Raw genomic sequence first — 13,177 nt, 5'->3', positions numbered from 1 at the left:
GGCAATATGCGGCCAGCCGCTTATTCCTCCTTCCGGAAAGGTGCCATCGCATCGAGCTCGGCGATCTCGGCGGCGACCGCGGGCCGCTCGCGCTCCAGATAATCGGCGATTGCCGAGCGCAGCCGCGGATCGGCGATGTAATGCGCCGAGAAGGTCGGCACCGGGCGGTAGCCGCGCGCGAGCTTGTGCCCGCCCTGCGCGCCCGCCTCGACACGGGCAAGGCCGCGCGCGATCGCGGCGTCGATCGCCTGATAATAAGCCAGCTCGAAATGGAGGAAGGGCACATCCTCCACGCAGCCCCAATAGCGGCCGTAGAGCGCGTCGGCGCCGATCAGGTTGAGCGCGCCGGCGATCGGCCGTCCGTCGCGCAGCGCCAGGATGAGCAGCAGGTCCTCCGCCATCCGCGCGCCGAGCAGCGAGAAGAAGGCGCGAGTGAGATAGGGGCGGCCCCACTTCCGCGCGCCGGTGTCCTGGTAGAATTCCCAGAAGGCGTCCCAATGCGCCTCGGTGATCGCACCGCCTTCGAGATGGACGATCTCGAGGCCCGCCTGCGCGGCGGCGCGCTCCTTGCGGATCGTCTTGCGCTTGCGCGACGCGAGGGTGGCGAGGAAGCCGTCGAAATCCTCATGGCCGTCATTGTGCCAATGGAACTGGCTGTCGATGCGGATCAGCCAGCCCGCCGCCTCGAACAAGGCCGCATCCTCCGCATCGGGAAAGGTGCAGTGCGCCGAGGAAAGCCCGTTCTGATCGACCAGCGCCTCGGCCGCGCCAATCAGCGCGGGCTTTAGCGATGCGTCGCGGGTCAGCAGGCGCGGGCCGGGGACGGGCGTGAACGGCACGGCGATCTGGAGTTTGGGATAATAAGCACCGCCGGCGCGCGCGAAGGCATCGGCCCAGGCATGATCGAAGACATATTCGCCCTGGCTGTGGCTCTTCACATAAGCGGGCGTCAGCGCCGCGGGCTGGCCGTTGTCGCCGTCGATCGCAATCGGCGCCGGCTGCCAGCCGGCGCGGGCATCGACGCTGCCCGAATCCTCCAGTGCGGAGAGGAAGGCGTGCGACACGAACGGGTTGCCGCCGCCGGCGCAGACGTCCCAGGCGGCCGCATCCACCTCCGCGACTCCGCCCCCGACCCGCGCGCGGACCGGCGTATCGTTCATTCGCGGTCCTCGTAGATGATCTGATCGGCGTGCGCGGCGGCGGTGGCGCGCTGTGCGGCGGTGCGCACCGTCCATGTCATCACCGGCATCCCGCGGTTGCGGCAGGCGGCGGCGAAGCGAGAGGGGAGATCGCGGACGTCATAGCCCAGGAAATCGGGACGCGCGCGCCAGAGCGCAAGCCGCCGCTCGATCGCGCCGCGCAGGCCGCGCTTGTTTTCCTCGGTCACGACCATTCCGCGCAGGATTGCTGGCCGGTGCCGCGCGAACCAGTGGCCGACGTGCGGATTGAACGACATGACGCCGACCGGGCCGTCATAGCCTTCAAGCGCGGCGGCGACCGATGCGCAGAGGTGATAGACACTCGCGCCCTTCGCCTTCACCTCGATGAGCAGGCCGCCCCGGCCCGCGACCAGCGCGAGGATTTCGGGCAGCGGAGGAATGGTCTCGTCGGTGCCGGTCAGGGTGATGGCGGCGAGCGATGCGGAGGGGAGATCGGCGACCCCACCCTCACGTCCCGTCAGCCGCCTCAGATCATAATCGTGAAAGACGAAGGCCTCGCCGTCGCGGCTCGCCTGGACGTCGAGCTCGATGCCGTGCCCGCAGTCCAGCGCAGCCTGGAAGGCGGCGCGGCTGTTCTCGATCCGCCCGGCCCCGTGCAGCCCGCGGTGGGCGAAGGGGCGCGCGGCAAGCCTTTGAAGCTCAGCCTGCCTTGACGGCGACGATGGCATCGATCTCGACCACGGCGCCGAGCGGCAGCACCGGCACGCCGACGGCGCTGCGCGCATGCTTGCCGGCATCGCCGAACACCTGCTCCATCAGGTCGGACGCGCCATTGGCGACTTTCGGCTGATCGGTGAAGCGGGGATCGCTGTTCACGAACACGCCGAGCTTCACGATCCGCTCGACGCGGTCGAGCCCGCCCAGCGCCTTGTCGATCTGCGCGATGAGCATCAGGCCGCAGGCCTTGGCGGCGCGCTGTCCGTAATCGGTGTCGCGATCCTCGCCGAGACGGCCGATCATCAGATTGCCGTTGTCGAACGGAAGCTGGCCCGAGATGTGGAGCAGCCCCGCGGCCTCGACCGCCGGAACATAGGATGCGACGGGCGCGGCAGGCTGCGGCAGGACGAGGCCGAGCTGGTCGATGCGGGCTTTGATGCTGTCGGTCATGCCCGATGCGTAAGCATCGCGGGGGCGGCGGGGTCAAGAGCCGAGGCGGACAGCCGCCCCGCGATGCGCGAATGTTCCCAATGTTCGCACTGGCCATGGGGGTCGGAGGCGAAGGGTTTTGCTGCGGATGATGCGAAAGAGCCGAATGCGGTGAGCATCGCAGAAAGTCGCGGTGTAGGACATTGGGGTCGAGAAGCCATCCCCCTTGATGGGGGAGGGTTGGGTGGGGGTGGCGGTGGATATCTTGGCGCATTTTCTGGAGACGCCACCCCACCCCAACCCCTCCCCGTCGAGGGGAGGGGCTAAGAAGGAAGTGGCTTAGCTCGCCGCACCTTCTTCAAACCGTTCCGCGATCCAGCTTTCCGCTTCGCGCCAGTCGTCGATGCGGGCGTGGGCGTGGGGGGCGGGGGGGACGGCGGGGGCCATGCGGGGTTCGCTGATCATGTGGAGGCGCCAGACCTGGGGCGCGTGCTTGGCAACCGATTCGTGGTGGACCGGAAGATCGTCGACGAACACCGTGGCGGAAGGCGCGAACTCTTCGATCAGCCGGGCCACGGGGGCGCCCTTGCCGCCCTGGTTGCAGACGACGCGGTGGCGGATGCCGTGCGCCTCGAGCTGCGCGACGCGGCCGGCGTGGCAATGATCGCCGAGATTGGTGAGGATGACGATGTCGGCACGCGCGCCGATCGTTTCCAATGCATCGGCGGCGTGCGGGACCAGCGTCTGGCGGTGCATTTCGGTGGCGAAGAAGCCGTCGAGCAGCGCCCACATCTCGTCGCGGGTCGGCGCCGCGGCTCCGTTGCGCCGCGTCATCGCATTGGTGAAATCGCCGCCATCGAACGCGAAGTCGATTTCGTGCGCCTCGTCTAGCCAGGCGCCGAAGTGCGACACCATGTGCAGCAGCACCTCGTCGCAATCGGTGATGAGCAAGGGGCGGCTCATGCCTCCAGTACCCGGCGGGCAGCGGCGAGATCGGCGGGGCTTCGGCCGATGGCGTCGGCGCAGGCGATTAGATCGGGCTCGTGCGCCTCGAGGAAGGCGAGCACTGCGGCGAGCAGCGCCGGCTCGCCGATGCGCGCGCGCAGCTCCCCGGCATCGAGACCGGTCAGCGCGAGCAGCCGCTCGGCACGGGCATCGTCGGCGAGCGTCCAGCCGAGCGCGCCGAGCGCGACCGTCTCGGCCTCATTTGTTTCCTGTCCGGTCATGGCCTATTGGGGATTGGTAAGCGTCAGGGGCTGCGCGTTGGGACAAAAAATCCTCGTTGTCGAGGACAACGAACTCAATCTGAAACTGTTCTGCGATCTGCTGCGCGCGCACGATTACAGCGCGGAGCCGGTGCGCGACGGGCGCGAGGCGCTGGATCGCGCGCGCGCCTTCGGGCCGTCGCTGATCGTGATGGACATCCAGATGCCGTGGATCAGCGGACTGGAGCTGATCGAGCAGTTGAAGGCCGACGAGGCGCTGCGCGCCATCCCGATCATGGCGGTGACCGCTTATGCGGCCAAGGGCGACGAGGAGCGTATCCGCGCGGCGGGCGCGGAAGGCTATGTGTCGAAGCCGATATCGGTGGTGGGGTTCGTCGGCGCGGTGCGCGCGCTGCTGCCGAACGGCGCAGGGCAAAGCGGCGAGGAAGAGGAATAAGCCTGGAGCCCGGATCGAATCCGGGATGAGGGCGAACCCAGCGGCGGAGCTGGATCCCGGATCGGGTCCGGGATGACGGAGACCTAGCGGGGAAGCTGGATCCCGGATCAGGTCCGGGATGACGATCAGGCGCGCGGATGCGCGCCGATCGTCACTTGATCTTGGCTTCCTTGAACTCGACGTGCTTGCGCACGACGGGATCATACTTCCGGAAGGTCATCTTCTCGGTGATGTTCCGCGGGTTCTTCTTGGTCACGTAGAAGAAGCCGGTGTCGGCGGAGCTGACGAGCTTGATCTTGACCGTGGTCGGCTTGGCCATGACAGCCTCTTTCGAAATCTGTGGATGCGAAAAGCAAAAGCGGCGGCAAAGGCCACCGCTCTCGGGCACGCCTCTGGCCGGTCGGGGGGTCGATGTCAAGCCAAAGCGGGCGTTTAACCGGCCTGTAACCATGTTGGCGCATGATCGCATCCGAAGACCTGGAAAGGGGCGGGCATGCGTGAGGAACCCGATGCGATGCTGCTGGTGCGCGCCGAGCTATGCGATCGGCTCGCGGCACTGAGGAGCATGTCGCCGCGCACTGCTGCCCGCGATTTCCTCTCCACCGTCACCGCCATCCGCCGCACCGCCGCCGCCTACGGGCTGACCCCGGTCGTTCGGATCGCCGAAGCGCTGGAGCGCGCGCCGATCACCGGCGGCTGCCGCAAATCGGCCGATCTCTATCTCGACCGCCTCTACGACGCGATCGGCTGCCGGACGATCGACGAATCGGCAAGCGAAGCGATGCTGGCGTCGATCTCGGTCCGCCTCGGCGCCTGACGCCGCACAGCCGTTGGAAGCTCTCCTTACCGCCTTCGTCGGCGCCGCGCTCGCCGAGTGGGGCGACAAGACGCATTTTCTGGTGATGGCGCTGGCCGCACGCTTCGGCCGGCCGGGGCAGATATTGGCGGGCGTCGCGCTGGCGGCGCTGGCGGGCAGCGCGATCGCTGCGGTCGCGGGATCTTTGCTCGCCGGCCTCATCACCATCCGCGCGCTGACCTTGCTGGTGGCCGTCGCCTTGCTGTTTGCCGGCATCGCCGGACTGATCGGCGAGCGGGCGCCGGAGCGAGCGCTGAAGTGGACGCAGGCGCCCTTCCTTGCCGCCGCGATCGGCTTCTTCGTCGTCGAGTTCGGCGATCGCAGCCAGTTCCTGACCTTCGCGATCGCCGCGCGCTACGATTCGGCCCTGCTCGCTGCGCTTGGCGCCACCGCGGGGCTTATTGCGGCGAGCGTGCCGGCCACGCTGCTCGGCAAGCAGCTCGCCAAGGCGGTGCCGATGCGCGGAATCAAAACGGGTGTCGCTTGCCTCTTCCTGCTCGCCGGTCTGGTTGTTGCGGTCCAGGCGTTGCGGCTGATCTAGGCGGGCGATCACAGTCTTCGACAGAATCCGCGAAGCTGGAAGCGGCGTTTCGGGTTATGACGGCGCACCCATTCGAGGAGCCCGATCATGGCCGACACGCCCAAGAAGCTCGATACGCCCACCGATCTCGAGACCAACGCCGTGCGCAGCGTCGCCGAAGCGCTCAATGCGTCGCTGGCGGACAGCTATGCGGTCTATCTCAAGACCAAGAATTTCCACTGGCACGTCTCCGGCCCGCATTTCCGCGACTATCATCTGCTGCTCGACGATCAAGCGACCCAGATCCTCGGCACCACCGATGCGATCGCCGAGCGGGTGCGCAAGACCGGCGGCACGACATTGCGCTCGATCGGCCATATCGGCCGGCTGCAGCGGGTGGAGGACAATGACGCCGATTTTGTCTCGGCGAAGGACATGCTGCTGGAGCTGCACAAGGACAATCTGAAGCTGGTCGAGGGCTTTCGCGAAGTGAAGGAGCTGGCCGAGGACGCCGGCGACAACGCCACCTCCGGCGTGGTCGACGAATGGACCGACCTTGCCGAGGAGCGCGCCTGGTTCCTGTTCGAGACGAGCCGGGGCGCCTGACGGAGCGCTTGCCGCGGGGCGCAAGTCTCGGCCATGACGCGCCGGACCCGCATGGGGCGGGAAGGGCGCGGACGTTCCGGTGACATCGCTTGCACAGGCCATCGATCTCGCCCGGCGCGGCGATGAGGACGGTGCGCGGCGCGCGGCGGAGGCTGCGCTGGCGGCGAGTCCGGCGGACGCGGCCATCCTTCATTTTCTGGGTGTGATGGCCTGCCGCGCAGGGGACTTGCCGGCGGGAGTAACGCATCTGCGCGGCGCGCTGGCCGCGGAGCCCGCAAACGACGCGGCGCGGGTCATGCTGGCGCGGGCGCTGATCGATATCGGGCAGATCGGCGCGGCCTCCGAAGTGGCCGCCTATAAGGGCGCAGCAGGGCCGGCCGAGATCGAGCTCAAGCGCATCGCCGGATATGCGGCGCAGGCGCGGGGCGACGGTGCGGGGGCGATCGAAGCCTATCGCGCGGTCGTCGCGCGCGAACCCGGCGACTGGGAAAGCTGGAACAACCTCGGCAATGCGCTGCGCCTGCAGGGCGATGGCGCCGGCGCGGTCGAGGCGCTGCGTCGCGCGCTGGCGATCCGGCCGAGCGTCGGCGCGATCCACTTCAATCTCGGCGCCGCGCTCGCCGACAATGGCGATCTGGACGGCGCGCTGACGGCCTATGCGGAGGCCGCGCGGCTGGATCCGGTCGCGCCGGAGCCGGTGCTAGAGGCGGGGCGGGTGCTGCGCCATCTCGCGCGGCATGACGAGGCGCTGCGCGCGCTCGACCGTGCCGCCACATTGGCGCCCGCCAGCGCAACGCCGCTGCTGGAGCGCGCGCGAACGCTGGTCAGCGTGCAGCGCTTCGCCGAGGCCGAGGAGGCTTATGAGCGCGTGCTGGCCTTGCCGGAGCCGGGGCCGGAGGCGTTTCTCGAACTGGCGTTTTTGTTAGAGCGGACCAGCCGTCTCGATGCGCTGCCTGGCCTGATCGCGCGGGGCGAGGAACTGAGGTTGCCCGAAGACGCGATTGCCTATCTTCGGGCGCTGCTGCTGCGCCGCGAGGGAAAGCTGGAGGAAGCGCTGGCGGCCGCACGGCAGTCGCCGGCGGATTTCCAGCCCGAGCGCCGTGCGCGTTTGATCGGCAAGCTCGCCGACAAACTCGGCCGCAGCAGGGAGGCGTTCGACGCCTTTGCCGAGATGAACCGCATCGCGGCGGCGGACCAGCCCGAGATGCGTGCGGCGGCAACGGCGTATCGCGACCAGATCGCGGCCGATACGGCGCTGATGACGCGGGCCTGGGTCGATAGCTGGCGTACCGCGACGCCCGACACCGAGCGGCCCGCGCCGACTTTTCTCGTCGCCTTCCCGCGCTCTGGGACGACGCTGCTAGACACGCTGCTGATGGGGCATCCAGATACGGTCGTGCTGGAGGAAGAGGCGCTGCTGCAGCAATCCAAGGATGCGCTGGGCGATCTTTCGCGGCTCGCCGATCTCGACGACGCCGGGGCGACCCGGCTGCGGGGCATTTATTTCGAGGCGCTCGACGCGCTCATCCCCGCGGAGCGGACGGCGGGCAAGCTGGTGATCGACAAGCTGCCGCTCAACATCCTCGGCGCGCCGCTCATACGCCGCATTTTCCCCGACGCGCGCTTCATCTTCGCGCTCCGCCATCCGTGCGACGTGGTGCTGAGCTGTTTCATGCAGAATTTCGAGCTCAACCCCGCGATGGCCAACTTCCTCGACCTGGGCGACGCCGCGACGCTTTACAACCGGGTGATGACCTTCTGGGAGCGGAGCCGGGCGCTGTTGCCGCTCGCGGTCCATGAGACGCGCTACGAGGATGTGGTCGCCGACACTGAGCGGACAATGCGGCCACTGATCGCCTTCTTGGGGCTGGAGTGGGACGACCGGCTGCTCGACAACCAGCGCACCGCAAAGGCGCGGGGCGCGATCCTGACGCCGAGCTACGACCAGGTCACCGAGCGCATCTATGCGGACGCGGCGGGCCGCTGGGCGCTGCATCGCGACCGGCTGGCGGACGTGCTGCCGGTGCTGGCGCCCTGGGCCGGAAAGTTCGGCTACGACCTCTAGTCGCACTCGATGCGGTTGCGGCCGTTTTCCTTGGCGCGGTAGAGAAGCGCGTCGGCGCGGCCGAGCGCGGTTTCGCGCGGCTCGTCCATGCCGCGGCGCGCGACGCCGGCGGAAAAGGTGACGGTGCCGATCGGCCGGTCGGTCTCGCGCACGCGGAACTTGCGATCGGCGACGGCAAGTCGAGCGGCATCGACGAGCGCGCACGCCGCCTCGTGCTTCATTCCCGCGATCAGGATGACGAATTCCTCGCCGCCGAGCCGCCCGACGAAATGCCCCTCGCAAGTGTCGCGCATGTCGCCGGCCACCGCCTTCAGCACGCGATCACCGACCGCATGGCCGTGGCTGTCGTTGATCGACTTGAACAGATCGATGTCGCAGATCGCGACCGAGATCGGCTCGCCCGTCGCCGCCAGCACCTCATATCGCGCTTCGAAGGCGCGGCGGTTGGGAAGGCCGGTCAGCACGTCATGGCTGGCTTCCTCGCGCGCCTCTTCCAGCTTGTCGCGGAGCGCCGCGGCCTCGCCGGTCGCTTCGTCGAGCGCGCGCTCGGCATCGCGGGTGCGCGCGATCATCGCGCTGGTGAGGCGCACGAGATCGGCGAGCGCGGTGTCGGGCCGCGCGCCGGCCAGCTCGTCGGCCTGTGCTTCCAGGTCGCGGCCGTAGGATTCGGTGCTCGCCCGCGTCTGATCGACGAGTTCGGCGAAACGGGCGACCTGTGCCTGGATGGCCTCGATCTGGATCGCCGGCGCGCCTGAGCGCGGCGCATCCTCGCCGACCAGCGCCATGATGCGATCGGCCTCCGCCTGGGTCAGCCGCAGACCATCCCCGGTGAGGCGCGTGACATGCTCGACCGCGTCCGGATTGCTCTGCGTGACGACCCAATAGACGAGTGCGTAATTGGCCGGATTGATGTCGAGCCGGTGCTGCTCGAGAAACGCGCCGATATCCTTGTAGGCGCGGCGCTGCGCCTTCTCGTGCACGCTATCGTCCGACATTGGGCTCCCCAAACCCGGTAAGCGCCCTGATTGCCGCGCCTTTCGCCGCATTGCAACTCGCGACGCGCCTGCGCATTTCGCTGAGATGGGACGAACGGCCGATGCGTGACTTTTCCGAGCTGCTGGACGGGCTCGTCTACACGCGATCGCGCAATGCGAAGCTGAAGCTGATCGGTGATTATCTCCGCCGCACGCCTGATCCAGACCGCGGCTTCGCGCTCGCGGCGCTGACCGGCGAGCTCGACCTGCCAGGCGTGAAACCCGCCGCGATCCGCGGGCTGATCGAGGAGCGGATCGATCCTCTGCTCTACCGGATGAGCCGCGACTATGTCGGCGACATGGCCGAGACGGTGTCGTTGCTCTGGCCCAAGGCGATCGACCAGCCCGACGATCTGGACGACGGCACGATCCGGCTGTCGGCCGCGGTCGAGCGGCTTCAGTCGCTCGGGAGGGCGGACGCGCCCGGCGCGCTCGCGGCGATGCTCGATCATCTCGATGCCAGCGGCCGGTTCGCGCTGCTGAAGCTGGCCACCGGATCGCTGCGCATCGGCGTTTCCGCGCGGCTCGCCAAGACCGCGCTGGCGCAGGCGTTCGGGCTCGATGTCGATGCGGTGGAGGAGGTGTGGCACGGCATCCCGCCGCCCTACACGGCGCTGTTCGATTGGGCGGAGGGGCGCGGGACGCAGCCGACGCCGGCCAACGTGCCGGTATTCCGACCGTTCATGCTCGCGCATCCGCTGGAGGAGCTTCGGCTCGACCTCGCCGATTATGCTGCCGAGTGGAAGTGGGACGGCATCCGCGTCCAGATCGTCCGCACCGGCGGCGAGACGCGGCTCTACAGCCGCGCGGGCGACGACATATCGGGCAGTTTCCCGGAGGTCGCGGAAGCCTTCGATCGCGATGGCGCGGTGGACGGCGAGCTGCTGGTCCGCGGCGAGGGGCAGGGGAGCGATGATGCCGGCGGCGCGGCGGGCAGCTTCAACGCGTTGCAGCAGCGGCTGGGGCGGAAGGTGGTCTCGCCAAAGATGCTGCGCGAATATCCCGCCTTCGTCCGGCTCTACGACATATTGTTCGACGGGCCGGAGGATCTGCGCGAGTTGGCCTGGACCGAACGGCGCGAGCGGCTCGACGCGTTCGTTGCCGCGCTCGAAGCGGACCGGTTCGATCTCTCGCCAACGATCGAGGCGGCGGACTTCGACGCGCTGGAGAGCATTCGCGCCGGGGCGCGCGACGCCGCGATCGAAGGGGTGATGCTCAAGCGCCGCGACAGCCCGTACGTCGCGGGGCGGCGGACGGGCCTCTGGTACAAATGGAAGCGCGACCCGCTGACCGCCGATTGCGTGCTGATGTATGCGCAGCGCGGTAGCGGCAAGCGATCGAGCTTCTATTCGGACTTCACCTTCGGCTGCTGGGCCGAGGACGGCGGGCTGCTGCCGGTCGGCAAGGCCTATTTCGGCTTCACCGACGAGGAGCTGAAATGGCTCGACCGCTTCGTGCGCAACCACACCGTCGAGCGGTTCGGGCCGGTGCGCGAGGTGGAGAAGAAACTGGTGCTTGAAGTCGCGTTCGACTCGATCCACGCCTCGAAGCGACACAAGTCCGGCCTCGCGATGCGCTTCCCGCGGATCAGCCGCATTCGCCAGGACAAGCCGGCGACGGAAGCGGACTTGATTGCAACCCTGGAGCGGATGGCGACCTGACGCTGCGCCGTTAAGGATTCGGCGCTGATGATCCCTCGGCGGGACGGCGGAAAAGCGCGGAGTGACAGCGGTTTGGCTTTGCGTCAGGCGGGGTGCGGGCCAGTCCCGGCACAAGAGGCGTGACGATGATGACAGCGGGCAAGAGCGGCGGTTTCGCACACGATCCGGCAACGCGCGGCTATCTGGTGGTCTATCGCGAAAATGAGGTGAACCACTGCCCCGGCTGCGGGCGCAGCCACTGGTTCGTGGGCCGCGTGTCCGCCGAATGCGGCTTCTGCGGCACGGCGCTGCCGCTCGCCGAAGCCACTGCGCGCGGCGCGGCGAGCTGGGCGCGACCGGCGCTGCGCGGCCATAGCTGGGCGTTGGACGCGGCTTGAAACAACCCCTCCCTCACAGGGAGGGGATTGGGGTGGGTGCGCGCGTCTGCGCGCCGGAAGACTCCTGACATCGGTGGAATCAAAAGCGCCGGTGCGGCATCGAGCCGCGCCGGCGCTTGAACCCACCCCTCGATCCCTCCCTCATGGGGAGGGGAAGGGATTTACTGGATCGGCTGCAGGTTCACCGCTGCGGTCTTGCCGCGGCGGTCGACCTCGAGCTCGAACTCCAGCCGGTCGCCCTCGTTGAGGTTGACCATGCCGGCGCGTTCGACCGCCGAGATGTGCACGAAGGTGTCGGGCTGGCCGTCATCGCGGCTGATGAAGCCGAAACCCTTCATCGCGTTGAAGAACTTGACGGTGCCCTGCGCCTTCTCGCCGGTGAGCTGACGCTGCGGGCCGCCGGCGCCGCCGCGATCGCCACCGCCGCGGTCCTCGACCGGAAGCGGATCGCCCTCGATCTTGAGGTTGGTCGCGGACACGCGGCCGCCGCGATCGACGAGCGTGAACTCGAGCGGCTGGCCTTCGGCGAGGCCGGTGAGGCCCGCCTGCTCGACCGCGCTGATGTGCACGAACACGTCCTCGCCGCCATCGTCACGAACGACGAAGCCGAAGCCCTTCTGGCTGTTGAAGAACTTCACGACGCCTTTGCCTTCGCCGACGACCTGCGGGGGCATGCCGCGGCCACCGCCGCCGCCGCCACCAAATCCGCCGCCGCCACCGCCGCCGCGGAAGCCACCGCCGCCGCCGTAGCCACCGCCGCCACGATCGCCGTAGCCGCCGCCACCACCGCCGCCGAAGCCGCCGCGATCGCCATAGCCGCCACCACCGCTACGGGGTGCGCCGTAACCGCCGCCGCCACCGCCGCGGTCGCTGTAGCCACCGTAATTTTCGTCCCCGAAACCGTCGCGCTTGTCTTTGCCGCGCCCGCCGCGGTCGCCCCGGCGTCCCTTGTCGAAACTCATGACCTTGATTGCATCCTTGGGACCCGTACCCTGTTTCAAAGAACCGTGCGCTGGGGCCAAGGGCACAACGGTTCCGGCGCGAAAGAATGGCGCACCGCCGATTCGTATAGCGGAAAAAAATGCGCCTAGCGAGAGGCTTTAGCAGCGCAACCCTGAGACAAACCGCAAGGCCGCGGCGGCACGCTTTCAGCCTCTTTCCGCCGGTGTGGAACTCCGGCATTATCGGGCGAGTTATCGCGCTCGCCGCAATTGGCGGCCAGAGGGGGTTTTCGACATGGATTCGATCATGGTGCTGCTCGCCGATCCGGCGGCATGGGCGGCTCTGATTACGCTCGTCGTGCTGGAAGTCGTGCTCGGCATCGACAACCTCATCTTCATCTCGATCCTCTCCAACAAGCTGCCCGAGCATCAGCAGCAGAAGGCGCGGCGCATCGGCATCGGCCTCGCGCTCGTCATGCGGCTCGCGCTGCTCTCGATCATCGCATGGATCGTCGGCCTGACCCAGGTGGTGTTCGATCTTGGGCTTACCGGGCCGGTCAACGAACATGGCCAGCCCGCGTTCGAGACGGCCTTCTCGTGGCGCGATCTGATCCTCATCGCAGGTGGCCTGTTCCTAGTGTGGAAGGCGACCAAGGAGATCCACCACACTGTCGATCCGACGCCGACGGAGGATGTGTTCGACACTTCGAAGGCCACGCTCAGCTTCGGCAGCGCGATCTTCCAGATCATCCTGCTCGACATGGTGTTCTCGATCGATTCGATCCTGACCGCGGTCGGCATGACCGAGCATCTGCCCATCATGGTGGTCGCGGTCATCACCGCGGTGATCGTGATGCTGCTCGCCGCCGATCCGCTCGCCAATTTCATCAAGCGCAACCCGACCGTCGTCATGCTGGCGCTCGGCTTCCTGCTGATGATCGGCGTGGTGCTGATCGCCGACGGCTTCGGCGTCCATGTGCCCAAGGGCTACATCTACGCGGCGATGGCCTTCTCGGCGATGGTCGAGGGGCTCAACATGATGTCGCGCCGCCGCCAGCAGAGCCGCGCGGCACCGAAGGAATAAGGCTGATCCGAGCCGCGCGCCGGCCTTCCGGCGGGCGCGCGGCCGGTCTCGCGCAATCGCTTCCG

General features: G+C 68.1%; 16 protein-coding genes. 8 read left to right on the top strand and 8 right to left on the bottom strand.

The genetic code is table 11. The features are described 5' to 3' along the window. Positions 1-20: 20 nt before the first annotated feature. The 5 genes from B9N75_RS02475 to B9N75_RS02455 all read right to left on the bottom strand — a co-directional run bounded on the left by B9N75_RS02475 (position 21) and on the right by B9N75_RS02455 (position 3,532). A complete protein-coding gene (locus B9N75_RS02475) occupies positions 21-1,160 on the bottom strand; it encodes a GNAT family N-acetyltransferase (protein WP_085217368.1) in 1,140 nt (379 codons plus the stop codon). Beyond that, the gene (locus B9N75_RS02470; protein ID WP_085217367.1) at positions 1,157-1,888 is read right to left on the bottom strand and encodes a glycerophosphodiester phosphodiesterase family protein; all 732 of its coding nucleotides are present in this window, start codon (positions 1,886-1,888) and stop codon (positions 1,157-1,159) included. Before B9N75_RS02470 ends, B9N75_RS02475 begins: the two co-directional genes overlap by 4 nt. Next, positions 1,860-2,327, bottom strand: coding sequence for a RidA family protein (locus B9N75_RS02465; RefSeq protein ID WP_085217366.1), 468 nt, complete (start codon positions 2,325-2,327; stop codon positions 1,860-1,862). Before B9N75_RS02465 ends, B9N75_RS02470 begins: the two co-directional genes overlap by 29 nt. A 318-nt stretch (positions 2,328-2,645) precedes the next feature. Continuing rightward, positions 2,646-3,269: a hypothetical protein gene (locus tag B9N75_RS02460; protein WP_085217365.1), complete on the bottom strand. Its 624-nt coding sequence runs from the start codon at positions 3,267-3,269 to the stop codon at positions 2,646-2,648. Continuing rightward, positions 3,266-3,532 carry a DUF3572 family protein gene (locus tag B9N75_RS02455; protein WP_085217364.1) on the bottom strand — a complete coding sequence of 89 codons (267 nt, stop codon included), beginning with the start codon at positions 3,530-3,532 and terminating at the stop codon, positions 3,266-3,268. The genes B9N75_RS02460 and B9N75_RS02455 overlap by 4 nt, the downstream gene beginning before the upstream one ends. A 37-nt stretch (positions 3,533-3,569) precedes the next feature. Between B9N75_RS02455 and B9N75_RS02450 the strand changes: the two genes are divergently transcribed. Further along, entirely contained in the window at positions 3,570-3,968 is a 399-nt protein-coding gene (locus B9N75_RS02450) for a response regulator (protein WP_085217363.1), read from the top strand. 151 nt (positions 3,969-4,119) lie between these two features. On the opposite strand, the gene rpmG is transcribed toward B9N75_RS02450, so the two are convergent. Continuing rightward, positions 4,120-4,287, bottom strand: a complete 168-nt coding sequence (gene rpmG, locus B9N75_RS02445; protein ID WP_044452269.1) for a 50S ribosomal protein L33 — start codon at positions 4,285-4,287, stop codon at positions 4,120-4,122. Positions 4,288-4,461: 174 nt separating this feature from the next. Here rpmG and B9N75_RS02440 point away from each other — a divergent pair, with 174 nt between their 5' ends. The 4 genes from B9N75_RS02440 to B9N75_RS02425 all read left to right on the top strand — a co-directional run bounded on the left by B9N75_RS02440 (position 4,462) and on the right by B9N75_RS02425 (position 8,015). Beyond that, positions 4,462-4,785, top strand: coding sequence for a hypothetical protein (locus B9N75_RS02440; protein ID WP_085217362.1), 324 nt, complete (start codon positions 4,462-4,464; stop codon positions 4,783-4,785). 13 nt (positions 4,786-4,798) lie between these two features. Beyond that, a complete protein-coding gene (locus B9N75_RS02435) occupies positions 4,799-5,365 on the top strand; it encodes a TMEM165/GDT1 family protein (protein WP_085217361.1) in 567 nt (188 codons plus the stop codon). An 87-nt stretch (positions 5,366-5,452) separates the two neighbouring features. Next, complete coding sequence (locus B9N75_RS02430) at positions 5,453-5,950, top strand: Dps family protein (protein ID WP_085217360.1); 498 nt, start codon at positions 5,453-5,455, stop codon at positions 5,948-5,950. Positions 5,951-6,029: 79 nt separating this feature from the next. Continuing rightward, entirely contained in the window at positions 6,030-8,015 is a 1,986-nt protein-coding gene (locus B9N75_RS02425; protein WP_085217359.1) for a tetratricopeptide repeat-containing sulfotransferase family protein, read from the top strand. Here the strand turns inward: B9N75_RS02425 and B9N75_RS02420 are convergent. Then, positions 8,012-9,010: a GGDEF domain-containing protein gene (locus B9N75_RS02420; protein ID WP_172840785.1), complete on the bottom strand. Its 999-nt coding sequence runs from the start codon at positions 9,008-9,010 to the stop codon at positions 8,012-8,014. The genes B9N75_RS02425 and B9N75_RS02420 overlap by 4 nt on opposite strands. A 101-nt stretch (positions 9,011-9,111) precedes the next feature. On the opposite strand from B9N75_RS02420, the gene B9N75_RS02415 reads away from it, so the two are divergent. Both B9N75_RS02415 and B9N75_RS02410 read left to right on the top strand, forming a co-directional pair. Beyond that, positions 9,112-10,710: a cisplatin damage response ATP-dependent DNA ligase gene (locus tag B9N75_RS02415; protein ID WP_085219361.1), complete on the top strand. Its 1,599-nt coding sequence runs from the start codon at positions 9,112-9,114 to the stop codon at positions 10,708-10,710. Positions 10,711-10,835: 125 nt separating this feature from the next. Further along, positions 10,836-11,087 carry a hypothetical protein gene (locus tag B9N75_RS02410; RefSeq protein WP_085217357.1) on the top strand — a complete coding sequence of 84 codons (252 nt, stop codon included), beginning with the start codon at positions 10,836-10,838 and terminating at the stop codon, positions 11,085-11,087. A 161-nt stretch (positions 11,088-11,248) separates the two neighbouring features. Here the strand turns inward: B9N75_RS02410 and B9N75_RS14405 are convergent, their stop codons facing one another. Continuing rightward, complete coding sequence (locus B9N75_RS14405; RefSeq protein WP_085219360.1) at positions 11,249-12,049, bottom strand: cold-shock protein; 801 nt, start codon at positions 12,047-12,049, stop codon at positions 11,249-11,251. Positions 12,050-12,323: 274 nt separating this feature from the next. On the opposite strand from B9N75_RS14405, the gene B9N75_RS02400 reads away from it, so the two are divergent. After that, complete coding sequence (locus tag B9N75_RS02400; RefSeq protein WP_085217356.1) at positions 12,324-13,112, top strand: TerC family protein; 789 nt, start codon at positions 12,324-12,326, stop codon at positions 13,110-13,112. Positions 13,113-13,177 lie beyond the last annotated feature (65 nt).

Source organism: Allosphingosinicella indica (assembly GCF_900177405.1).
GTDB classification, from domain to species: domain Bacteria; phylum Pseudomonadota; class Alphaproteobacteria; order Sphingomonadales; family Sphingomonadaceae; genus Allosphingosinicella; species Allosphingosinicella indica.
This window is presented reverse-complemented; position numbering and strand designations above follow the sequence as displayed.